Source organism: Planctopirus sp. SH287 (genome assembly GCF_056500625.1).
In genome coordinates this window covers 2,059,082-2,082,789 of the sequence record NZ_CM151403.1, presented here as the reverse complement: position 1 = coordinate 2,082,789, position 23,708 = coordinate 2,059,082, and the positions used below count along the sequence as shown (strand labels likewise).

Sequence of the window (23,708 nt, the reverse complement as noted above, 5' to 3'; positions counted from 1 at the left end):
CGGCCCCCACCGCGAGAGGCCATCGCAGCAGAGACCGGGCGCGCCGAGATGGATCAATTGAGGTTGTGATTTCAGTGGAAATCACTTGGCAGGCGTTGGTGTTGCTGCTGCGAGCAACCCTGCTCCTTCGCGGAACGCGACCGGTTGTTTGAGCCGGTACACTGCCTTCAGGACTCGTTTGGTCGGGTTCTGATAGGACTTCGCATTCACCCCCTGCAACTCGTGCCCGGTGATCCAGGGGCCCACGCCCGGCGAGGCGTCGTCGTAAGCCGTAGAACAAGTTTTGCGGAAGTCTTCGAAATGCGCGTTCCTGCCTTCGGGAGCAATCAGTCCGGACGCAATGCAGATGCGCCGCCAGCAACGGTAGAAGCTGCGGTTCGACTTTTTGAACATCGGGAAAATATCGATCTCGTCGATCTTCAGATCCCGCACAATCTCCAGATGTTTTCTGGCCACGCGACTGAGCGGGATCCGTTGAAGTTTTTTGGTTTTCTTGGCACGGAACTGAATCGAGCCATACTGAAAGTCGTCCCAGCCAATGTGCGACCAGGGTGTTCGTAACAGATCCCAGGAGCGAGGGCCGGCACCAAAGCCCAGCACAAACGCCAATCGCCAGAGTTCGGGCTGATGCAATGGCGAGGGCCGGGTAATGAGCTGTGGTCTGGCTGCAGCGGCATGCCGGTAAAGTGCCGATAACTCCGCTCGGCTGTAGGTGAAGGGAAGTTTGGCAGCCTCTTCGATTGCCGACGGAAACCGGCACAATGGCACCAGCCCCAGACCTTCCGGGTTGTGACGATCTGGCGGAAAGAGATGCATCACAATGGCTTTGAGGTGCCGCATGATCTTGTTGACGGTCGCTGGTGATCGTGGCTTGCTGGTGCCTTTTTTCCCCGACCGCGACCACCTTTCGGCGGCCAGCTTGTCGCGAAACTCCTTGAGCTTGGCTTTGGTGATCAGCCCCACCCCCAGTGTTCCCATCAGTCGTTCCCAGTGGTTGAGGGTGGTGTCGTACTCGGCTTGTGTCGTCTCGGCGATTTCGGTGTCGGGCTGGATCGACAGGAAGCATTGCCGGAGCGTGGAATGAATTGAGAGGGGAGTGTCGGCAGAGGCTGGCCATCCCGATTCCGCATCGACAAACAGCTTGAAGAACTGGGGCTGGTTGACTGCGGTATGGGGAGCGAGTGGTTGGAGAGTTGTGTATTGCATGGCTTCCGTGGTCTTTGAAGTACGTGGGGACGCCCGGGCTGGTGGCGAACCAGCCGCAATCCTTTGAGACCTCCGTGACGGGCAGCAACGATGAACAAGCGGTCGTTGGCGATGTACATTCGCCAGTTAATCCGCCTGTTGATCTATAGCTTAAATTCGACATGTGCGCACGACATCCTTGGGCATGCTGGAACAGGCATGCTTGAAGTGCCGAGAAAGCGGGGACGTGGAGCGGCCGCATCGGTGGGCAGCGGCCGCTCCACGAAACTGCGCGAACACCGCCCCTCATTCAGGATCAGGCATGACGCGCAGCCGCAAAAACTCAGCAACGGGAGCCGGTCAGAATCCCGCGAAAAAGAGCGGAAACGGGACCGGCCGAACGGCAGAACCAATCAGGTTGCGTTCGGGCCGCGACTCCCGGCAGCCGAGGGGCAGCCAGTGGACACGTCGAGAACGCTCTTTATTTAGTGCACCCTTCTGACGGGGTGGCAGTCCGATGACTGCGAGGTTCATGAAAACGACAGCCGAGAGATCTGTCAAGCAAGAAAATCACCGCCAAGACGGCGGTGAGGTGGAGAATCCGGCACTTGTTCACTAGGAGGTTGGAAGCCTTTCAACGGTCGTTTCTGATCTGTTGTAACTCAGCTTGAGTGTGAGTCAATTCGGCCTGCAACCGCCCCAGCGACTCGCGAAGTTCGATAACCAGGTTCTCAAGTTGAGCGATGGTCTGCGTGTGTTGCAGGAGGATCTCACCGACTGGTCGGGAGTCGTACTCTGTAGTGGAGTGAGCGTCGGAACTAACTCGCATATCAGCCATCCTGTTCACTGCATCCTTCCCATTGTGACGATAAGATAGATCACCGGATCATATATCCGGTGATCTATCTACACAAAATTGAAAACGCCCGGTCGGTGCCACGCGACCGGGCGACAGCCAATGGAAGAAGAGGTTCAGAAACACGGTGGCCGAAAGAGCGGAGCCTTTCAGAAAGGCTCAATGAGCACACCAACCCTGTCCCGCGACCCTGACGGTAACGGCCTCATTCCCCCGCTGTGGTTCCTTCAAAACAGCTAAAAATCTGGAAGAAACACCCGGTCGGTGCCACGCGACCGGGCGACAGCCATTGGGGAGAGAGGTTCGAAAATGTGGGGGCCGAATCGCGGAGCCCGCAGGCTCTATGAGCACACCAACCACATCCCGCGGCCCTGACAGACGCGGCCTCATCTCCTCGCTGTGGTTCAAATCAGACACATGTCAAAACTACGCCCATGTGGATTCGAACCACAGACCGTCGGATTAGAAATCCGATGCTCTATCCAGCTGAGCTATGGGCGCTCATCAAACCCGACAAAGGCATCGGGAGTAAAGTCGTCTTGGCTTTTCGGGATGAACAGGTCATCGCCAAAGCAGGAAGTTTTTCAGAATAAGGCTGCCATCGTTATAGGTTGCGTCGAGAGTGGGTTCAAGGATGGAACAACTTTAATCATTCACTGAGGAACGCTGCTGTCGATTTGGCACTTGAAAAGTTTCTCAGTAGACCCGCAAAGAAAGTCTTGGTTCACCGGGGAAATTGCCGCATCTGATGTTCTGGCCTCGCTTTTGAAAAAATCGGCATGACTCAGTGGAGCAATTCTGTTAGTTTTTTGCTGGTTGAGGACGAACACCCCAAAAAGCTGTTCGCAGGATTGATTTTTTTCTGAAACATTCCCGACTCACGAAGATTTTAAAACACTCGTTTTTTTGATGAAAATGGGTGCTGGAGCGGGTTTGCAGGGAGTTGACACGGATGTCTGAGCAGTACCAGTGGAGTCGTTTTTTTCAGAGCAGTTTCCGCTCGGGTATCGACCAATTACTTCTGACGATTTCTCCTTTACCTTTGATGTCAGCGATGACAACTCAAAGAAGCTCAGTGGTTCCATTTCCTATGAGCGTGATGCGGCCAGTCGGCCAGTTGGCAGCATTTTTAGTGATTTCCGCATACGGAATTTCTGAGGCGCAGGCCCAGGTCACAGCCAAGCAGATTCTTCAAGCTTACTCCCCCCGTCAAAAAGATGTGGAGTTTGAAACGCCAGCAGTAGCTGACGTTGAGAAGTGTCAAGTGACTGTCGAGCGGGTGGGCAAGACGTCCGGCTATGTTGTTCTGGGGCCGCAGGGGCAACTGCTGCGTCGTTTCATGGACACCAACGGTGACAATAAAGTCGATCAATGGCGTTACTACAATCACGGAATTGAAGTTTATCGCGATATTGATGCTAATTTTAATGAGAAGCCTGACCAGTTCCGGTACGTCAACCTTGGCGGAAGTCGTTGGGGAGTTGACCAGAACGAAGATGGCAAGGTCGATGCCTGGCGATCACTCTCTGCGGCAGAAGCCTCACGGGAAGCCATTAAAGCCATCGTGACGAATGATATGTCGCTCCTTCAAACCTTACTGGTCAGTGAGGCAGATCTGAAAGGTTTGGGGCTGAAAACACAGGTCAGCAAAAAGATCCTTGAGAATCTCTCTCAACCAGAATCAAAAATCCGTCAGATGCTTTCAAAGTCCAAGAGTCTGACGCCGCGATCATCCTGGGTGCGGTTTGATGCACTCATGCCTGGCACGATCCCCGCAGACGAAGGGAAAGCCGATGGCGACTTGAACGTGTATGAAAATGCCATGTGCATCGTGGATAATGGCGGTGGTCAGACAGCGTTGATTCAACTTGGTGAAATGATCCGCGTGGGGGATGTCTGGAAGCTGACCCAGATCCCGGAGCCGCTAGAGGCGGGGACGGTTTCAACACTCTCCGGCGTCCTCATGCAGCCGATGATCTCGGATGATGTCGGAATGGCTGCCAACGTCAAACCAGAAACACAGAAGCTGCTCGATCAACTCCAGAAGCTCGATGCCGCTGCACCGGCTCCAAATGCTGCTTCCGATGCGATGGCGAAATTTAATGCCGCCCGTGTGAACCTGCTTTCCCAGTTGGTGACCACTGCAGGGTCGGAAGACGAGCGAGAACAATGGATGCAGCAGATGATTGACGGCTATGCTTCGGCCGTTCAGTCAGGTCAGGGGAGTGAAAACCTGACTAAACTTAAGGATATTGAGGAAAAACTGCAGAAGGACTCGCCTCAATCATCCCTTCTGCCTTATGTGGCTTATCGTCGGACGCTGGCCGAATACAGCCTCCAAATGGTCGCTGCGTCACAATCCGAGCGAGCACAGATTCAAAAGAACTGGCTGCAAAATCTGGAAGCATTTATTGCCAAATATCCTAACTCTGAAGATGCCGGTGAGGCCATGTTGCAACTCGCCATCACAGAGGAATTCAATGGTCGAGTCAAAGAAGCCACAACCTGGTATCAGCGTCTGGTTTCCACTCAGCCCCAAAGTATTGCTGGTCGCCGAGCCGCAGGAGCTATTGACCGAATTCAACTCAATGGGAAACCTTTGAAGCTCCGAGGCCCTGGATTGGCCGGTGGGACGATTGATGTTTCTCAATTCCGGGGTAAGGCCATCCTCGTGGTCTATTGGGCGACTTGGTGCCAGCCGTGTGCTGAGGATCTTCCTCAACTGCGGGCCATGTACGAGCAGTACCGCAATCAGGGGTTTGAAATTGTGGGAGTTTGCCTTGATGTGGCTCCACAAGGCGTGAGCCAGTTCCTCACGGAAAACAAGATGCGCTGGCCACAGATTTTTGAACCCGGTGGCCTGGAAAGTAATGTGGCTGTGCAATTGGGAGTCATCACGGTTCCCACCATGATTCTGACCGACCGCAATGGTCGCGTTGTGAATCGCAATGCGAGCGTTGAGGATTTGAAAACAACGCTCCCGCAGATTCTTAAATAAAGCCGCTTCTGCTGATTCGATGGCTGGCGTGTGAAGAGATTGTTCTGGCACGCCAGCCGATCTTCTCTTGATCCCTCTCTTACGTTCAGGTGCCACAATGAGCTGGCTCAAAGCGTTCCTTCGTCCGGTGAAAAAGCCCATTCAGCAGGCCATTATCCAGCGGCATCGTCACTCGGGCGTGGTGATGTTCAGCGATACGACCCTGCGTGATGGCGAGCAAATGCCGGGAGCCACGTTGGAACCGGATGAAAAAGTTGAGATTGCTCTGGCACTGGAGGCGGCTGGCGTGCATTCGCTTGATGCCGGCTTCCCAGCAAGTTCTCAGAAGGATTTTGATGCCATTCGTTTAATGACGAAGGTGATCAAGCGGCCCGTGATGACCGCACTTTGCCGAACGGTGAATAGCGATATTGATGCCGCTGAAGCCGCTCTCCAGGGGTTACCTCCTCATAAAAGAGGCGTCAGTCTGTTCATTGGCACCAGCCCTTTGCATCGTGATTTCAAACTGCGAAAGTCATGTGAAGAGGTTTTGGGCATCATTGAAAATTCGGTTCGCTATGCGTCGTCCAGGTTTGATATCGTTGCCTTTAGTCCAGAAGACGCGAGTCGGACGGAAGATGAATTTCTCTGCGCCTGCTATGAGACAGCTATTCGTGCCGGCGCCACCACGATTGGTTTTCCAGATACGGTAGGAGTGCTCACTCCTGAACGAACGCAAGCCACGATCAATATGCTGTTCGAGAAAGTTCCCTCGATTCGCAAAGTGCTGCTGGCCGTTCATATGCACAACGATCTGGGACTGGCTGTGGCGAACAGCCTGGCTGGCTTAGCGGCGGGGGCACATATCGTTCAGTGCACCGTCAATGGAATTGGCGAACGCGCAGGGAATGCGGCCTTGGAAGAAGTTGCCATGGCACTTCACGTCAATGAGGTGCAGTACCAACGCTCTGTTCGACTGAACTATCAACAGCTCTATTCGCTTTGTCAGCTTGTGGCCGAGAAAACAGGTGTGCCGATGGCACTGAATAAGCCGGTGATTGGCCGAACGATCTTTGCGACGGAAGCAGGGATCCATCAGGATGGGTTGCTCAAAAATCCCGATACTTATTTGCCTTATCGTCCCGATGTGATCGGTGGCCCGGCGATTGAATTGGTGCTTGGTCGTCATAGCGGGAAAAGGGCTGTCGCTCATCATTTGCAGGAAATGGGATTCGAGGCCACTGAAACGGCCATCCTGCATGTGCTGCATCAACTCAAACGCCAACCACGTGGAGTGATCATTGATCGCCAGTTGATTTCATGTTGGATGCATGAATTTTATCAAGAGCAGCGGCCATTCACTGTTCGCGCCGCCTGATGATCCGACCGCTTGGGCTTTGGCAGGTTACTGAGTTCGTCCGCAAGCTTGTGGGCCTGCTCGCTTCTAGTACGTCAATTCCGAATTGACGCACCACTCAATCTGAGAGCGCAGCTGTACGCCGACTCTTAAGCAAGAGTCGGCGTCGCATTGTCAGTGTTAAAAGCGAGGTTGATCAGGTAGTCATATCCGATAACGGAGGACGTGATTACGCATGAAACTCCAAGATCAAGCCGAGACGTGACACGGCACTACCTGACAATTTTCTGAAATTCAGTGGCCAGACGGGAATCAGGCTCGCGTGTCCCTTTTGAGACACCAGAATTTTCAGTCCTGTGCTCACCAGGATTTGTTCCAGTTGCCTGAAGCCGCTTGAACGTCAAGATCATGGCCAGATCAACGAGAGTTCGGTTTTGAAACGGCTCGGACTCTTCCTTTGAAAAGGTGATTTCGCCAGTAATCAATGACGGAATCGTGGCGCTTGCGCAGGATGAGTCTACCGCAGGTGTGTCCCTGGCTTCCTTCTTCTAACCCCATAGGCAGTGCTTTCACGACACTCAGGCTCGCGCAACAACTCCAGCTAGGGTGAAGACCCTTTTTTTGGAGGCTGGCTGTGTTGCATGTTGTTACCTGTCTCTTTAATCCTTGCCGCTATCAGCGGATTTGGCGGAATTATGATCTGTTTCGTGAGCGATTGAATGCGCCTCTGACGACGATCGAACTTTCCTATGACGGCACCTTTCATGTGCCCGACGCCATCTCACTTCTCGGCGATCCCACGAAGCATACGCTCTGGCAAAAAGAACGATTGCTCAACCTGGCCATCGAGTCCGTTCCCGACGAATTTGACGCCATCGCCTGGATCGACGCCGATGTTCTCTTCACTGATCCTCATTGGCAGGAGCGGACGGAAGAGGCGTTGCTTCATTCGCCGATCATTCAACTCTTCGATCAAGTCGAACTGCTCGATGCGACTGGTGGTGTCGCCGAAATTCGTCCCGGGATTATGGCCAGATTCTGGGAGACCCACGATCCATCGACTCGTTTTGCTCATCCGGGATTCGCCTGGGCTGCCAAACGCGAGGCGCTGCCTGCAGGACTCTTCGATCAGGATGTTGTGGGAGGAGGTGACACCACCATGCTGCATGGTTGGCTGGGAACAGCATCGCCCTTCCTGGACGAATTGCGTAGCGAGGGATGGAAGCAGGCCATTTCCCGTTGGGAAAAACAAGCGTTTCCTGCGGTTCAAGGCCGCCTGGGCCATCTTTCCGGCACTATCCGGCATCTCTGGCATGGTGACCGCAAGAACCGGCGTTACGTGGAGCGCATGCGCTGGCTGACGGATCATCATTACGACCCCGCTTCCGACTTGAGGAAGGATGAGCAGGGCTTGTGGGTGTGGAATTCCCACAAGCCTGCCATGCATTCGGCCGTTCGCCGCTATTTCCAATTACGGCAGGACGATGGAACCACTCTTCCGCTGAGCGAAATTCGCTGAGCACTCGCCGCTTAACCCATCCCCATCATTCTTCTCCCGAGGACTTTATGACTCGTTCCGAGCTTGCCCCTTCGTTGACTGAATCCTCCCCTTGGGCTGTGGGAATCACGACCGCTCCGCGGGAGGTGTCCACCTTGTCAGCCACTTTAGAATCTGTGGCTCGTGCGAGTTTCACAGAGGTTCAACTCTTCGGGGAACCGGACACGCCGATTCCCCGAAGCATGAACCACCACCCGCTCCGCGTAACCATTTCTCAACGCGGCCACACGCTGGGAGCCTTTCCCAACTGGTATACCTCGCTGACCGAACTGGTGTTGTCGCGGCCGTACGCGCATGGCTATCTGCTCCTGCAGGATGATGCCGAACTGGCAGCGTCTCTCGTGCCTTATCTGGAAAAGACATTTCCATCCGGTAGTCTTCCACTGGGAGTTTATTCGCTCTATTGCCCGGCGCATGAAGCCCAGCCTCAGACCCGTGGTTTTGTGGCGATCGATCCCGGTTGGCAAGCCTGGGGAGCGTTGGCCTATCTCTTCTCGCCCCTGACAGCCCGGCGTCTGCTGACCGATCGCACCGTGCTCGACCATCGGCCGCACGGGCCGGCGGAAGGGATGAAGAATATCGATTCAGTCGTCGGCTGGTGGTGCCGTCGTTCGGGTGTGCCCTACTTCGTTCATCACCCCAGTCTGGTACGCCATCTGGGAGAAACCAGCACGCTCTGGCCCAATGCCACCGCTACGGGAAAACGCCAGGCCGGGCAGATTCTCACCGACGCTCGCGCAACGTTTTCCCTTTAAGTGATGGCCCTCGGGCCTTTCTCTTCTCTGCTTCTCTGACTTTTCCGCTTTGTTGCTTTTCTGCTTTTCCTGCTTTTTTCCTCCCTTTCCAAAGGAGTTCCCGTGTCGACCGACATTCCACCGCTGCCGTCGTTTGTTTCTCGTGTGAAGCATTTCTTTTCCGCTCTCGGCCAGCATGCGGCTGATGGCTTTGAAAAGGTCTCGGAAGAGCAGTTGCAAGAGCGGCTGACGATTTGTCAGTCCTGCCCGTCGTTCACCGGCACGCATTGTCAGGAATGCGGCTGCTCCTGCTCGGGCAACAAAACCTTCCTCAACAAGCTCGCCTGGCGTTCCGAAGCCTGCCCCCTCGCCAAGTGGCCCGCTCTGAAGGAGGCACCCACCACCATCTGATCCTCGCTTCTCCCCGTTGTCAGCAGGGCACGCCGGTTGATGGTTTTCGCCTTCTTTCTTTAAGCGGAAAAGCCGCAAAGCGGAGAAGCGAAAAAGCCGGAGGAATGCCCCCAACGAACAAACACTCAATCTCCACTTCTTGTCTTCCTGATTTCTCTTCCTTCTCCGCTTTTCTGCTTCTTTGCTTTTCCGCTTTTCGTCTCTCTCTCTCCCTTCCTTTCCGAAAGTTCCTTTCCATGTCCGATGCCACCCTTAGCAATGTTTCTATCTCCATGGGCGATCCCAAGCGTTGCCCTAGCCCCGATGAAGACAAATCACCCATCTGCGAGGAAGGCCAATGCTGCCCTCCCAATGAACCGCCGCCGACCACCTGCAACTCGATTCGCTATTCCACGGGCGAACTCTCTTATCGTGCCAACGATCTCCCTTCATTGACCGCGGGCGGCATTCCCTGGGGCCACCGTCGCAGTTTCACGCCCCGGCTCACCTTCGATCAGAGCGTCGGGCAGGGTTGGAACTGGCATGTCGCTCAGCTTCCCTACCTCATCCTGCGCGACACCGAAGTTATCGTCATGGGCCGCGGGCTGGCGGAACTCTGGTTCGACCGTTCCGGCAGCACCTTCACCGCACGCTTCGGGATCAAGCAGCAGCTTAGCTATAGCGAAGTCACCGAGAACTACACCCTGCGCTCCGTTGATGGCGATGTGCAGGTCTTTAGCCACGACGGTCTCTTCCTCCGCCAGCTCAATCCTGCCGGGAATCAACTTGTCGTCGAAAGTCTGGTGACGGACACTCAGCTTCCTACCGCCATTAAACGTGTCACGGGGGATGTCACCGAGCAATATGCCTACACTTACACGTCGGGTGGCCCCGCGGGTTCTCTCCTGACGGAAGTGGTGCTCCGCCGCAAAGTCGGCACCGGTTCTTGGGAAAACGTCGCTTCCGCCACTTATACCTACTACGAAAGTGGCGATCCCTTCGGTGAGGCCGATGATCTTCAGACCGTCACGACTCGCTCCTGGCAGAACAGTGCCTGGCAAACGACCGGCACGACGCTCTATCGCTATTACCTGCCGCAAGCCGCCTCTTCTGGCAGCAGTGGTGAGATTCCTGCCCAGCGGGGCCATCTCCTCCGCTATATCGTCAAGCCATCGTCGTTTGATCGACTGGCGGCTGATCCCGCTGTCACCGATCCGCTCACGGCTGCCAACAGCCTGGTGGCTCTCTATGCCGATTACTACTTTGAGTTCGACGACGACCGCCGCGTGACGCGTGAAGTCCGTTCGGGTGGCTCACAGATCTTTGACTACGACTTCACCACCAGTTCCTTCACTCCCGATCAAAACCACTGGCATACGAAAACCGTCGAAACCCGGCCGGATGGTTCCCGCACCATCGTCTTTACGAACGCCGATGGTCGCGTGCTGCTGAAATCCCTCGAAACCGGCGTCAGTCCCTATTTAGAGCAATGGATCGATTACTACCGCTACAACACCAGCGGCCATGTCGAGTTCCACGCTCACCCCGCAGCCGTTCTCGGCTACGACGAAGATCTCGCCGACCTGGTCGAGTACGACCCGCTCAACCACACCGCCACCTACATCAGCGATGATAGCGGCTTGATCGAACGCTTTACCTACCACGCGCCCACCGCCTGGACAACCAGCGAATCGGTGCAGGAAGGACTGGCTGGCACGCCGCATATTGTTCGCGAAATGGAATACATTCCCTGCTGTCCCGGCGGTGCTTCAGGAAGCAGCAGTTCCTCCGGGAGCAGCGGGGGCGGTAGCGGTGGCTCGAGTAGCGAACCTTGCCGCTACTTCCTTTCGCAGGAAACCGTCTATCGGGATGACACCGCCACCACGGCGGCCGTCACGACGTATGACTACACCTTCCATCCCGACACCTGCGCCATTCACGAACGCGTCACCACCTTGCCGCTGGTCTCGCTCTTAGAACACGGCTCTGGCATCAACAACACTCGCCGGGAGGTCTACGACCTCTACGGCCGCCTCACCTGGAGCCGCGACGAACGCGGCGTGATTACCCACTTCGCTTACGATGAACTGACCGGTGCCCTCATCCAGCGAATTGACGACGCCGACACGTCCCTCCTCACCGGCGTCCCCACGGCTTTGTCGCCTCTCTGGGAAACGCTCCCGCAGTTCGGCCTCCACGCCATCACCGATTTCACGGTCGATGCTCAAGGTCGCACCATTCAATCCCTCGGCCCCGTCCATGAGATCGATCTCGCCGGAACCGCCACTAACGTCCGCACCGCTTCGTGGACGGTTTACGACGACACCAACCACACCACCTACAGCGGCCAGGGATATATCAACAGTAGCAACTCGGCCGCCACGCTGGTCAATCCGATTTCGGTCTCGATTGCCGATAGTGCGGGAAAAACGCTCGTTTCCGCGAACGCGATCCTCTCCAGCACCACGGGGAATCTCGCCGCCTGTTTATTGACCCACGGTGCCGTGACGCAGGCCGACTATGTCCGCCTCAGCACGTTCCAGTACACCGAATGCTGCCTGGCCGCATCCCAGCGGGCCTATCACACCATTCCCACGTCCGGCGACGGGAGTTCCGGAACAAACTACGACCAGACTTCCTTTGGCTACGACGCCCTCAAACGCCGCATTCGCACTGTTTCTCCCGGCGGCACTATCTCCTGGAACGTCCTCGATCCCCGCGGCCTCACACTCTCCAGTTACATCGGCACCAACGATACCGGTGCGACGGAACAGGATCCCACGGGAAGCATCCATCCGTCGAACAATATGGTGCTGGTCTCGGAAGCCGAGTACGACAGCATGGGCCGGTTGCTTCTTGCGACCCAGCATGTCGATAGCAGCACGACGCGAGAAACCAGCTTTAGCTACGATTACCGTGGCCGCCGGTTGGTCACTCAGGGCGAAGAAAACTTCTGCCAGAAGGAAACTCACGACTTCCGCGGCCAAATTATCCGCAGCGAACGCTATAACGTCTCTCCTCTAGGAACGCTATTAAGCCGAAGCGAAACCGACTACGACATCCTCGGCCGCCCCTACCAATCCCGCACCTACGCCGTCAACCCCAACAACGGCAGCGTAGGGAACGCCCTCGTGGATCGCACCTGGTACGATGCCTCCGGGCAAGTGGTGAAATCCCTTCCTTCCGGCTCAAAGCTCTTCACCAAGAGTCAGTTCGATGGACTGGGCCGCACGGTGGCGACGTTCGCGGCGTACGACCTCGATGAAACGGCTTATGCCGATGCCTTCGACATCTCTGACGACGTGGTCATCGAGTCCTCGCACACGACCTACGACCTGGCCGGCCACGCGCTGACCAGCACCTCGAAGCAGCGCTACCACACGGCCGACGACACCGAACTTGGCGAACTCGGCACACCCACCAGCACCTTGCAGCCGAAAGCCCGCGTCACCCATTCGGCGATGTGGCACGACGGCCCAGGCCGCACCGTGGCCACCGCCAGCTACGGCACCAATGGAGGCAGTTCCTTCACCCGCCCAGCCCTCATCCCCGCCAGCAGTGATACGGTATTGGTGAGCAGCCAGACTTATGACGAGGCCGGTAATCTGTTCGATACGACCGACCCTGCCGACATGACCACCCGCTTTGTCTACGACGCTGCCGGTCGCCGCACGCAGGTGATTGAAAACTATGTCGCTTCGCCTGTGGGAAGTGATGAAAATCGCATCACGAACATGACTTATACGGCTGATGGCCAGCTTGCCACGCTGGTGGCCGTCAATGCCTCGACGGGGAATCAAACCACCACCTATACCTATGGCACCACGCTGGCTAATTCGGAAATTGCGGCGACCAGCCTGTTGCGGTCGGTGGCTTATCCCGATTCCTCCAGTGGCACTGACAAGGTGTTCTTGACGTACAACCGGCAAGGCCAACGGCTCTCACTCACGGATCAGATCGGCACCGTCCACCATTACGAATACGATGGACTGGGCCGACTCACGGAAGATCAGGTCGCCGCGCTGGGGACGGGTGTCGATGGGGCCATCCGTCGTCTGGCCACGACCTATGACGAACGCGGACTGGTGCAGCAGTTGACCAGTTTCGACGCCGTGACCTCAGGAAGTGCTGTCAATCAGGTGCAGTTCACGTACAATGATTTTGGGCAGTCGATCCAGACGTTCCAGGAGCATGCAGGCACCGTGAATACCGGCACTTCACCCAGTGTGCAGAGAGGCTATGCCAATGGCAGCACGAACACGGTGCGGCCATTGAGCTTGACTTATCCCAACGGTGGGGAACTGACCTACGACTACGGCACCACGGATGAAATCAACGATATCCTCAGCCGGATCGAATCAATCGTGGACGATGACACTACTCACCTGGCCGATTACGAATTCCTCGGCCTGGCAGGTGTCATCCAGCAAACCAGCCCGCAATCGAACTTACGATATACATTAGCAGGAGTTTCCAACGATCCCGACACGGGCGATATCTATTCCGGACTGGATCGCTTCGGTCGGGTGAAAGATTCCCGCTGGTACAACACCTCATCTAACGACGACCTCTCCCGCATCCAGTACGATTACGACCGCGCGAGCAACCGCATCTGGCGAAAGAACCCCGTCGCCACCGCCAACAGTGCCGAACACGACTGGCTCTATACCTACGACGGCCTCCAGCGCCTGAAGACTGCCAACCGGGGCACGCTCAACGGCACCCAAACCGCCCTCACGAGTACCGCCTTCAAGCAGGACTGGCATCTCGATCCCACGGGCAACTGGGAAGGCTTCAAACAAAGCGATAACGGCTCCACCTGGAGCATGGAACAGGAACGGACTGCCAACCCGGTCAATGAAATCACCGACATCACCAACACCGTGGGCAGTACCTGGGCCGACCCCGCCTACAACGCCGTCGGCAACATGACCACCATCCCTAAACCCAAGAAAATGGACGAAGCTTACACCGCTACCTACGACGCCTGGAACCGCTTGGTCAAACTCGAACAAGAAGTCTCCAGCACACTAGAAACCGTGGCAGAGTATTTATACGACGCCAGAAACTTCCGCATCATGGTCAATAACTACGATGCTGGAGTTCTGGACAAAACCACCCACACCTACTTCACCGACAGCTGGCAGAACATTGAAGAACGAATCGACAACAGCCTAACTCCGAGCCAACACCACATCTGGGGCCTGAGATACATCGACGACCTCATCCTGAGAGACCGCACCACCAGCACAGCATTAGACGAACGCCTCTACGCCCTCCAGGACGCCAACTGGAACGTCACGACCATTGTCGATGACACCGGCGATGTGCAGGAACGGTTTGAGTATGATGCTTATGGAAAAATGGAAGTCTTTGAACCCAATTTTGATAACCGGGGAACCAGCAACTTCGACTGGGATACGACTTACTGCGGCTACACAAACGATTCATCAACGGGCTTATTTGTCATCAGAAACCGATTCTATCATTTAACAATCGGGTCATGGGCAACAAGAGATCCCTTATGGCTTGTCACACAGAGCGAATTGTACGCATACTGTGCAAACAACCCCACGCTATTTGTTGATCCTGCTGGTACTGAAGAGTTTGATCCACGGAAAGGCGACATAACCTTTGATCAGGCTTGGAGGCAATTCCTCTTAGAAACACCTGGATATCCTTATAAATCCCAGAAGGCTGCAAGAAATGTATTGAAAAAAGGGTGTATTGGGGTAACCCAATGTTATGTTGGTCGAGCCCTAAGTATGGCAAAGTCAAAAGACTTAAACAATTGTTACAACACAATCAAAGAGGCTGTTGTTGAACGAGATCGCTCAAACAATGCCAAGGAGTGTGAAGGGTGTGATGGATGCCCCAAAGAAAATCGACTGCGATTACCACCAAAAGCAGTTGTCATTGGATTTACCTACAACATGGTTCTCTCAGAGGGAGCGGCAAGATCTACAGACCCAGCAACAGGCAGGATAAATTGGGGAGATGAAAATCCATCAAGAAGTAATCCACCTTGGCCAGACTACCCTGGACTTGGAGTGTTTGATGTCGGCTACTTGCACCCAACTAAAGGCAAGATGATTTATGCAAATTATAGTGAAGACACGCCAAACTCATTCATAAAAGTCCGACTTCCATCATCCTTTGAGGACACTGGTATTGGGCGCCATACAGTCTTTTGTGTCATCTGTGAAGGGCCTGGCACCCCTGAATCACTCAAGCAAGAGGTTTGACTGCAATGGAAGACGCGAACATTTTGATGGATAGAAAATATCTAGGGATGAATTCAAACCAACGATTGATGGTGTGTGCCATAGCTGCCATTTTAACATCAACACTGCTGCTTATATTGCGTGCAATAGACTCAAGCAATCAGGCTAATGGATTCCAGTCGGCTGATGACAGAGTGTTTACGATGTCTTCAGCAATAGGTTATTTCTTCTCACAAGAAGATAAAGACCCGTGGCTTCCATTGCCAACAGTCATTGACATGAATGGCAATCCAATTGCCAGTTGGAGGCAGGTGAGATATTTTGAGAGAATCCCTGTGCCGCAAAATGGAATGCAACATGATTTACCATGGTTGAGTTCGCAATATACAAGCATCAGAGATCGTCTCTCAGGTGTAAGCGAGTTTTGCTATTCTGGCAAACCGTTTACATCCATAATGGCTGTTGTTGGAGCAGGAACTGCTTTTGACCTCCGTAAGCATATCCTTCCAAAAAACTTGCCACCCAGCTGCATTCTTGTTGTTGAGGTCAACCAAAACAAAGTTCACTGGATGCAGCCTGGAGACATAGACATTGAATCACTACAATCAAACCTTTCCCCAAATTCTATTCGTCCGTCATCAGATTTACCCGGAGGATTTCTTATTGGATTCGCAGATACTAAAGTATGGCGAGTCAGAAATGACACGCCACTAGAGAAGATTCAACTGCTATGTAATGTTGAACAAGCCTCTAAGTGGAATCGAGAGAATGTTCTTGGTTCATATCGCGTAGATGTCAACCAGGATAGATAGACGGCAATTGCAGGGCGAGATGGCCCAGACGTGGTTTTGCACGTCTGGGTCACGATAGTCACAAGAAACATTCACCGAATTAACCTCGAGAGCCGGCTGCCAGAGATGGTGGCCGGTTTTTTTCTGCTTTTCAGTGTGGAATCGACTTCCTGCTGGGGTGGTATCAGGAAAAATCAGGCTTGTCTTTTATCTACAACCGGCAGGGTCAAGTGGTGGAAACGGTCGATCAAGCGGGAACTACTCATGGTTACGCATACGACGGCTTGGGCCGTTCGATTGCCGATTGTGTGACAGACTTGGGAACCGATGTGGACGGAGCCGTCCGCCGCATTGAAACGGAATACGATGCACGGGGCCTGCGGGTCGCCATCTCCAGCTACGACGATCCCGATCTGGGTGAAGGAAACATCGTCAACCAGGTGCAAATGGTGTACGATGACTTCGGCCAACTGACCATCGAATACCAGTCCCATGACGGAGCGGTCAACGTGCTGACCACGCCGCAAGTCCAGTACATCTACGCCGACGGCTCGAACAACTCGATCCGCCAGACGGGGTTGGTCTACCCCAACGGTCGCGAGCTGACCTATCGCTACGGCACCAGTGGCAGTATCAACGATGCCCTGAGCCGAATTGTTTCCATTATTGATGACGACTCCACTCATCTGGTCGATTACGAATACCTGGGCCGTGGCACGTTTGTGACCAGCACCTCCCCCGAACCTGGTATTCAATGGACGCTGGTGGGAAGCAGCGATGATCCTGACACGAGAGATATCTACACCGGGCTGGACCGCTTTGGCCGCGTGGAAGACAACCGCTGGCACAAAGCAGGGACTGACCTCGACCGCATCAAGTACGGCTACGACCGCGCGAGTAACCGTATCTGGCGAGAAAACCCGGTCGCCCAGTCCTACAGTGCCGAGTTCGACGAAATCTACACCTACGATGGCAGCCATCGGTTAAAGGACATGGCTCGCGGCACACTCAACATCGGCCACACCGCGTTGACGAATAAAACCTTCGGCGAGACATGGACTCTCGACGAAACCGGCAACTGGACAGCCTACACCCGCGACGACGACGGCGATTTGACCAACGACCTCGTCCAGGCGAGAATCGCCAATGAAGTCAACGAAATCGGCACCATCACCAACAGCGTGGGATCAAGCTGGGCACAACCCACCTACTCCCCCGCCGGGAACATGACCACCATCCCCCAACCGAAAGATCCGAGTAAAGAATACCTCGCCACCTACGACGCCTGGAACCGGTTAGTCAAACTGGAGGAGGAAGTCGACATTCCTGTCTGTGAATACGCCTACGACGGCCGAAAGTTCCAGATCGTTCAGGAGGAATACACCGACGGCGTTCTGGATGTAACCAAACATCAATACTACACCGATGGCTGGCAAAACATCGAACAACGCGATGATTCAAGCACAGAACCAAGTCAGCAGCACGTTTGGGGTCAACGCTACATCGACGACTGCCTCCTTCGAGACCGCATCACCGATTCTACATTGGACGAACGTCTCTACGCCCTCCAGGATGCCATGTGGAATCTAGTGGCTGTTGTTGACGTTGCTGGAGGCGTGGCAAACGTTTACACTTACACTCGATTTGGCACTCCAGCCGCCTTGGATGCAACGTATACAACTGATTGCGCCACTGCTTTCGATAGGATTTTTACGGGAAGACAGTACTCTCTTCGAACGGGCTTCCACAATTTCCGCCAAAGGATTTTCGACTCTCTGACGGGTCGTTTTACAAGTCGTGATCCACTACGGTATATAGACTCATACAGCCTATATTATCCTCGTTTTGTATCTTCGGAAGTCGACCCATTCGGCACATGCAGCAAGAACACAAACAACGCATCCCCATCCGTACAATTGCATGGATGGAAGTACGCTGGTCAAGTTGGAAACAACTCACCTCAAGTGACAGCACTTTATTGCGAAGCTGCCGAAAAGTACCCTTCTAACGGGTGGCTAAAATGTGCCTGTAGTGTTTCCGGCGAGATCGACAATGCAATTAAATTAATTGACTTCTCAGTCGATTGGTTTAAAGTCAAGGGTGGAGGGTCTGCAGCCGAAGATAAGTCCAACTGGTTTAAGTGTACCCGCAATTGCATGCAAGAAAAATGGTTTAATGCCATTCGACACTTCGAGAATGGGGACGACCTGGCTTGTGATAGCGCTTGGGAAAGTTGGAGTAAGAAATGTAATCCGTCTTCTGGCTCGCTTGAATGCTGCAAAGAGCAAGTCGCGTCTGAACAGACCGAGTTGCAGAATTGCATGACGGGGTGTGGCACGTGGAAATATGGTGACAAGTTTCCTATCGGAATGATTCCAGGCTTTGATGGAGATTTTAACGACCTTGCAAATCGGATTCAGTTCGGAAATGAAAAATGCTGCAGCGAAGCATATTATCCGAAATTTTTCCCGGTAGATCCTGTTTCAGGAACCGGGGACGCGTTAGACATGGGGTGGAGATAAAAATGCAAGAGCAAGATGGAGTTAGTCAGGTCACACCCAAAGGCGCACATGTATCTAGGTTTCTACTTGTGATTGGTATCTCTTCGATTTGTGCTAGCCTTGTACCACCTTGCGTTTTGATGGGGGACGTGCAACCAGGGATTGTTTGTCTTGGGGCAGCTGTAGGCGTCTTCATGAGTACGATGGACGGATTCCATTTCGGCAACAGCACTGTCTGGATATGTCGAACTGGTTTGCTTCTAAATGTTGCAGTTGCTGTGACAGCGATTCTCTTGGCATCCCACAGTAAAAATGCTCGATACGATGGACTAATGACAATGCTCTTGTCGTTCGGTGGTATCGTATATGTTCTTTTGTCGATCCATTTGCGTTTCGGCGTCTTACACAACGGCATCCTCGCATGGATAACTGGATTGTCATTAATTCTGGCTAGTGGATTCACTAGAAATTTAGAGATCGGTGATGTGAGCGATTTGTGATATTACGCTGAGTGGCCCAGACATGCAAAACCACGTCTAGGTGACGGCGGTCACAAGAAACTTTCACCCAATTAACCCTAAGCCGGCTACCAGAGATGGTGGCCGGTCTTTTCTTTTCTCCTTCGGGAAATTGATTCCGCGTGGAATCAGGCACTGCTTACCTGCCGGGATGGCATCGTTGGGGGCGGGGCTGGTGGTTTCGGGCGGTGGGACTGATTGACTTCCGGGGCATCTTGTGTCTGGCAGGTCAGGCAGTTGGTCAGATCTGACCGGCGTTTTCCTAAGATCACCAGGCCGTGTTTCCGGCAGTCGAACGTGGTGACAGCCTGGCTCTTCATGCTCGGGCAGCCGATGTTACACAAGATCTGCCCGGACTGGCGGCCACGGAAGGGACAGGGGAACGACTCCAACAGTTCTTTCTCACCCGGCATCAACGGTTTATTGAGCAGGTTGGACGGCGGGGGGGCGACGCGATGAGTTGTCAGCGGCTTCGCTGGCAAGGGATCTTTGCCCCGGCCGCGTTCCACGATGGCCAGTTCTTTGATCAGGTCTGCCCATTGCTGTTCGCTCATTCTCCGGGGCTGGACGTGGGCGGCTTTGATTCCGGACAGTTCTGGATAGCCCAGTTCTTTATAGCCGATCAATGCGTTTCTGGCTTTCGTGGTGAAGTCTTTTCCCACGTAGGGTGAGCCGTCCACGTCGCCGTATTGGTGGACGTACTGAAACTCCGCGTGTATCCATCTATCCAGATCCGTCCAGACCCTGCGGACGAACTCTCAGGAACAAGGTTCCGGGGAACAACACGGGAGACGTCATAGGCCGATGTCTCCACTGATGGGGAAGTCTCAGCCATGCCTTCAGAAGCGGCTTTCAAGGACACAAAGGCTGGAGATTCTCGATTCCGCTTGCTTCAAAGGGCTGACAGGTGGTGGAGTCACCGGCGGCGCCATGGCTGTCGTTAATTCTTGTTGTGAAATGACTGGAGCCGGAGCGGCCTTGGTAGCCACAAGCGAGGAGGGAGCCACACTTCGGGCATATGGTTGTGTGTGAGGCTCACTGGAAGAAGCGAGGGAATCACTGGATGATTGAGGGCGAACTTGCCCATAAATCACCGCTCCGAAGACCATCACCATTCCCAGGCACAGCATGGAAATCATGGTGGTGAGAGTCGCTTTCGAGGCAGACTTCGGCTCCAGCTTGGCCCGCATTTCGCCTGAGGAAATCGCTGGCTTGGCGGACAGCTTTTTATAAAGCGAAGGCTTCTTAGCGACCGTAGAAACGTAAGAACCCATTTCCTCTTGGGAGAGTTTTTCAAGAGGCGCCGGCGGCTGGTCTACAACAACGGGAGCATCAGAAACGGATGGCTTGGAAGAAGAGAACCAGCTCGTGGCGGATTTCAGCCAGGAGGAAGCTTCGACCGGTGGCGTGGCCTTTGGTGTCTCATTGAGTACCGAGAGCACGGCATCTTCAAAGTGATCATCGCTGGCGCGAGTGACTTTAAGCGGTTCCCCGCAGGCCGGGCATTTGACAGCTTTGCCTATGGCGGTCTCTTTGAGTTTGAGATTCCGCCCACATCCGCACTGGATTCTAATAGTTCCAGACATGCTGAAAGGCCCACTTCGCCCCAAGGGGCTTGGTCAGGTGAGTCTTCATTGGGGCCGCGCTGTTTTTAACGCGGAGATTTCATGAGCGTTTTGCTGAGAATTTCGGGTATTCAATGGCCCGGGCGGGAATCGAACCCGCACGTCCCTTTCGAGACCCAGGATTTTAAGTCCTGTGCGTCTCTCGATAGCTTCGGGAGTTAACCATCTTGATTCCGGGTGGAATCAAAAAACAATGAACACATTGACACGTGTGGTTGCACTTGTGTAAACATGCGTGCATGTCAAAACGCACCTCACTCCGTGTCGGCCACCTGGACTGCGATTGCTTCTACGTGAGCGCGGAGCGGGTTCGATGGCCACATTTACGGGGGCGGCCCGTGATCGTCTTGGGCAACCAAGGGGCTTGCACAATTGCAAAATCCTATGAAGCCCGTGCGGCAGGGATTAAGACCGGCACCGCGATCTGGGATGCGGTGCGGCTCTGTCCACACGTGATCGCGGTGAAGCGCGATTTCGCGTGGTACGAAGTGCTTTCCCGCAAGCTCTTGGCTCTGATCCAGAGTGAGTCGCCCACCGTGGAGTATTACTCAATTGACGAGATGTTTTTCGAGGCCGACCAGATCGACCCTGAGCGGTTGAAGAAACGCATTCTGGATGAACTGGGGCTGTCCGTTTCAATCGGCATTGCTCCCACGCGAAGCCTTGCCAAGCTTGCGAGCGATGTGCACAAGCCGGGTGGTGTCAAAGTCCTCGATTCGTCTACCGATATTGAAGAGCTGCTTCGCCGCCTTCCGGTAGACGAGTTATGTGGAATCGCTCGCGCTTCAGTGGCGCGATTGGAGCCACATGGAATCAAGACGTGCTGGGATTATGCCAACGCTGATCATGTGCTGATTCGCCGCCTGCTAACCATCAAAGGGGAAGGCATCCTCTGGGAGCTACGGGGGCAGCCCGTCTTGTCGATCCACACGGAGCGGCCTGCACACAAAGCCGTCTCCCGTGGTGGATCGATGGGCGAAACGACATGCGATCCACCACGGTTGCGTGCCTGGATCGCCCGGCACTCGGAACGACTTGTCGATGAACTCGATTATCACGAGGTGTTGACCGGCGAGTTGTCGATTCACCTGGCATTCAAGCATGGTGGGGGCATCTCTACGCGAGTCCCTTTCGACCCGCCAGAGTCTGCTTTCAGAGCGATTTCACAAGCTGCGTTGACCGCCTTCGATCAAGCTTTGTTGCCGATCATTAAACCAACGACTCATGTGCATTTGGTCGCAGAACATCTGGTGCCTCGCCAGTCATACCAGCGAGGATTGTTTGATGTTTCTGCCTCCTCTCAAGTCGATGATTTGCGGCGGTCGATCAATGCGAAGCTGGGAATCGCCGCCGTGCGAAGCGCAGCCACACTGCCACTGGACGGCATCTATCAAGATCCTCTCGCGTTGTACGACGTGTGCGACATTAGAGGCAAGCAGTGCTTTTGAGGCAAACCAAGATGTGTACTGGAATCGTCCTGCCACCACGCGAAGCCACTGACGAGATCATCGAAAGGTACAGCCTCTCATCCCGTCGCAGTACCGACATGTTCTCGGGCCTCGTCGAGTACAAATTCATGTACCGGGACAAGAAAGCCCAGTTGCCGATCATTCTGGACGGCCAGTTGCAGATCATCGAGTGGGGCAATCGTGACAACAAAGAGTCACGCCTTTACCGCACTGGATGGGCTAAACAAGAGAGCCTCGCAGAAGGGAAATGGGGTTGGTTGCATCCAGAACCCGTCACGATCCCCGCTTGTCTCGGCCTGGAGAAAGGCGTTTGGTATCAGATCACTGAAGGGGTGCAAGGAATTCTGGTTCGTGATGAGCAAGGACGTCCGCACGTCTATATGCTCACAATGCCCGCTACGCACTATTACGAAGTGATGACCAGGCATGACAGAATGCCAGTGTTGATCGACCAGGTCATCTGAGGTGAGAGCGCACCAGATACCTGTTAAATGACGGAGGAATACGAACACGACATGTTCAGTGGAAGTACGAATAGTGGTTCCACTAATTGCAGACGCTTCGCCTCTCCACTTAAATCTCGGCGTCTCTTCACCGAACTTCAGTAGGGCCACAAATGCAAGCTAGAATCTTTGGATTTCGACTCTCCACTCCTGCCGATAATTGCTCTCTCGAATGCCTTGCCGATTATCTCAAAACGCTTAGTGGGCATGAACTTTCCAAAAACCGCATGCTTTTTGCTGACATCATTGATGGCAAGTGTGCAGGAGTGCTTCTGACGATTCGTGATCACGACAGGATGCCAGTAATCAAACGCGGGCAAGGTCAGGAAATCATTGTTGAAATCAGCGAAGTCGAGGAAGGTGCCAGTTGGTTTGACTTCAACTTCTTTACTTTTGACCTGGAGACTGGAGGAGGCCTATATCAACACTATCGAGCATCCCAGTCACTGAACCGCTTCGGGCAATTTATGAAAGAATGCTATGATGACATCGTAAGATCCGACTGCTGTCAAGGCGACCTGACTTCTCACCTGGACCGCGGAACCAACAGGCTACGCATCAAGCGTGGAGCACCCTTGGAATTCGCGATTGTTCATCGTCGTGAGTCGTTTGAGGAGTTGGTGTCAACTCTTTCGAGGGTGAATGAAGTTCAGTATGTGATCGAAGGCCCAAAAGATATAAGTAATGAGTCAGCCCCGCTGACTGATGAAATGCAATACGAGAGGAGGACAGTCAAGCTGAAAGCGGGTGTTTCGGGAGTTAAGATTTTTGACAAAATCAAGTCCATCATCGGTTATGACAACACTTCAAAAATGCGTGTTGCTGGCGTTACTGAGGACGGCGAAGACGGCATATTCTACTTAGACAGCGCTCCGGTCGATGTTCTAGGGGTTGACGATTTTGACAATCTTGCAACTTCTACCGTTTTGAGGCTGGATAAGATTTCGGAGTCAGAGCAACTGATGAAGATGACGAAACTGCTTGAAAGCCATCCACACTTGTAAGCTCTCTAAAAGACAC

The 23,708-nt window shown here is 54.1% G+C and carries 15 protein-coding genes and 2 tRNA genes; 11 read left to right on the top strand and 6 right to left on the bottom strand.

Annotated features, from left to right (window positions below):
* Positions 1 to 81: 81 nt before the first annotated feature.
* The 3 genes from SH287x_RS07890 to SH287x_RS07880 form a co-directional block, all read right to left on the bottom strand.
* On the bottom strand, positions 82 to 1,206 hold the full coding sequence (locus SH287x_RS07890) for a tyrosine-type recombinase/integrase (RefSeq protein ID WP_479518112.1): 1,125 nt from the start codon (positions 1,204 to 1,206) through the stop codon (positions 82 to 84).
* A 613-nt stretch (positions 1,207 to 1,819) separates the two neighbouring features.
* Positions 1,820 to 2,014, bottom strand: coding sequence for a hypothetical protein (locus SH287x_RS07885; RefSeq protein ID WP_479518110.1), 195 nt, complete (start codon positions 2,012 to 2,014; stop codon positions 1,820 to 1,822).
* Positions 2,015 to 2,468: 454 nt separating this feature from the next.
* Positions 2,469 to 2,542, bottom strand: a tRNA-Arg gene (locus SH287x_RS07880).
* A gap of 451 nt (positions 2,543 to 2,993) precedes the next feature.
* Here SH287x_RS07880 and SH287x_RS07875 point away from each other — a divergent pair.
* The 8 genes from SH287x_RS07875 to SH287x_RS07840 all read left to right on the top strand — a co-directional run bounded on the left by SH287x_RS07875 (position 2,994) and on the right by SH287x_RS07840 (position 18,594).
* Positions 2,994 to 5,039, top strand: a complete 2,046-nt coding sequence (locus tag SH287x_RS07875) for a redoxin family protein (protein ID WP_479518108.1) — start codon at positions 2,994 to 2,996, stop codon at positions 5,037 to 5,039.
* 97 nt (positions 5,040 to 5,136) lie between these two features.
* Entirely contained in the window at positions 5,137 to 6,396 is a 1,260-nt protein-coding gene (locus SH287x_RS07870) for a homocitrate synthase/isopropylmalate synthase family protein (RefSeq protein ID WP_479518107.1), read from the top strand.
* Between the two features lie 613 nt (positions 6,397 to 7,009).
* The gene (locus tag SH287x_RS07865) at positions 7,010 to 7,894 is read left to right on the top strand and encodes a hypothetical protein (protein ID WP_479518106.1); all 885 of its coding nucleotides are present in this window, start codon (positions 7,010 to 7,012) and stop codon (positions 7,892 to 7,894) included.
* A 134-nt stretch (positions 7,895 to 8,028) separates the two neighbouring features.
* Positions 8,029 to 8,688 (top strand): hypothetical protein, encoded by a 660-nt coding sequence (locus SH287x_RS07860; RefSeq protein WP_479518105.1) that lies wholly within the window; start codon positions 8,029 to 8,031, stop codon positions 8,686 to 8,688.
* Between the two features lie 102 nt (positions 8,689 to 8,790).
* Positions 8,791 to 9,078, top strand: a complete 288-nt coding sequence (locus tag SH287x_RS07855) for a hypothetical protein (protein ID WP_479518104.1) — start codon at positions 8,791 to 8,793, stop codon at positions 9,076 to 9,078.
* A gap of 236 nt (positions 9,079 to 9,314) precedes the next feature.
* Positions 9,315 to 15,302: an RHS repeat domain-containing protein gene (locus SH287x_RS07850; RefSeq protein ID WP_479518103.1), complete on the top strand. Its 5,988-nt coding sequence runs from the start codon at positions 9,315 to 9,317 to the stop codon at positions 15,300 to 15,302.
* A gap of 5 nt (positions 15,303 to 15,307) precedes the next feature.
* Positions 15,308 to 16,093: a hypothetical protein gene (locus SH287x_RS07845; protein WP_479518102.1), complete on the top strand. Its 786-nt coding sequence runs from the start codon at positions 15,308 to 15,310 to the stop codon at positions 16,091 to 16,093.
* A gap of 179 nt (positions 16,094 to 16,272) precedes the next feature.
* Positions 16,273 to 18,594 carry an RHS repeat domain-containing protein gene (locus tag SH287x_RS07840; RefSeq protein WP_479518101.1) on the top strand — a complete coding sequence of 774 codons (2,322 nt, stop codon included), beginning with the start codon at positions 16,273 to 16,275 and terminating at the stop codon, positions 18,592 to 18,594.
* A 625-nt stretch (positions 18,595 to 19,219) separates the two neighbouring features.
* Here SH287x_RS07840 and SH287x_RS07835 read toward each other — a convergent pair.
* From SH287x_RS07835 to SH287x_RS07825, 3 genes are all read right to left on the bottom strand, one after another.
* The gene (locus SH287x_RS07835) at positions 19,220 to 19,771 is read right to left on the bottom strand and encodes a hypothetical protein (protein WP_479518100.1); all 552 of its coding nucleotides are present in this window, start codon (positions 19,769 to 19,771) and stop codon (positions 19,220 to 19,222) included.
* 159 nt (positions 19,772 to 19,930) lie between these two features.
* The gene (locus tag SH287x_RS07830; RefSeq protein WP_479518099.1) at positions 19,931 to 20,677 is read right to left on the bottom strand and encodes a hypothetical protein; all 747 of its coding nucleotides are present in this window, start codon (positions 20,675 to 20,677) and stop codon (positions 19,931 to 19,933) included.
* A gap of 114 nt (positions 20,678 to 20,791) precedes the next feature.
* Positions 20,792 to 20,891 (bottom strand) — tRNA-Leu (locus SH287x_RS07825).
* A 64-nt stretch (positions 20,892 to 20,955) separates the two neighbouring features.
* On the opposite strand from SH287x_RS07825, the gene SH287x_RS07820 reads away from it, so the two are divergent.
* The 3 genes from SH287x_RS07820 to SH287x_RS07810 all read left to right on the top strand — a co-directional run bounded on the left by SH287x_RS07820 (position 20,956) and on the right by SH287x_RS07810 (position 23,692).
* Positions 20,956 to 22,164, top strand: a complete 1,209-nt coding sequence (locus SH287x_RS07820) for a DNA polymerase Y family protein (protein WP_479518098.1) — start codon at positions 20,956 to 20,958, stop codon at positions 22,162 to 22,164.
* Positions 22,165 to 22,175: 11 nt separating this feature from the next.
* Positions 22,176 to 22,649: a hypothetical protein gene (locus SH287x_RS07815; RefSeq protein WP_479518096.1), complete on the top strand. Its 474-nt coding sequence runs from the start codon at positions 22,176 to 22,178 to the stop codon at positions 22,647 to 22,649.
* Positions 22,650 to 22,801: 152 nt separating this feature from the next.
* The gene (locus SH287x_RS07810) at positions 22,802 to 23,692 is read left to right on the top strand and encodes a hypothetical protein (protein WP_479518095.1); all 891 of its coding nucleotides are present in this window, start codon (positions 22,802 to 22,804) and stop codon (positions 23,690 to 23,692) included.
* Positions 23,693 to 23,708 lie beyond the last annotated feature (16 nt).

Bases quoted from the DNA above. Each gene is read 5' to 3' on its own strand.
- SH287x_RS07890 (WP_479518112.1), bottom strand. From the start codon at position 1,206: ATGCAATACACAACTCTCCAACCACTCGCTCCCCATACCGCAGTCAAC.
- SH287x_RS07885 (WP_479518110.1), bottom strand. From the start codon at position 2,014: ATGCGAGTTAGTTCCGACGCTCACTCCACTACAGAGTACGACTCCCGA.
- SH287x_RS07875 (WP_479518108.1), top strand. From the start codon at position 2,994: ATGTCTGAGCAGTACCAGTGGAGTCGTTTTTTTCAGAGCAGTTTCCGC.
- SH287x_RS07870 (WP_479518107.1), top strand. From the start codon at position 5,137: ATGAGCTGGCTCAAAGCGTTCCTTCGTCCGGTGAAAAAGCCCATTCAG.
- SH287x_RS07850 (WP_479518103.1), top strand. From the start codon at position 9,315: ATGTCCGATGCCACCCTTAGCAATGTTTCTATCTCCATGGGCGATCCC.
- SH287x_RS07845 (WP_479518102.1), top strand. From the start codon at position 15,308: ATGGAAGACGCGAACATTTTGATGGATAGAAAATATCTAGGGATGAAT.
- SH287x_RS07830 (WP_479518099.1), bottom strand. From the start codon at position 20,677: ATGTCTGGAACTATTAGAATCCAGTGCGGATGTGGGCGGAATCTCAAA.
- SH287x_RS07820 (WP_479518098.1), top strand. From the start codon at position 20,956: ATGTCAAAACGCACCTCACTCCGTGTCGGCCACCTGGACTGCGATTGC.
- SH287x_RS07815 (WP_479518096.1), top strand. From the start codon at position 22,176: ATGTGTACTGGAATCGTCCTGCCACCACGCGAAGCCACTGACGAGATC.
- SH287x_RS07810 (WP_479518095.1), top strand. From the start codon at position 22,802: ATGCAAGCTAGAATCTTTGGATTTCGACTCTCCACTCCTGCCGATAAT.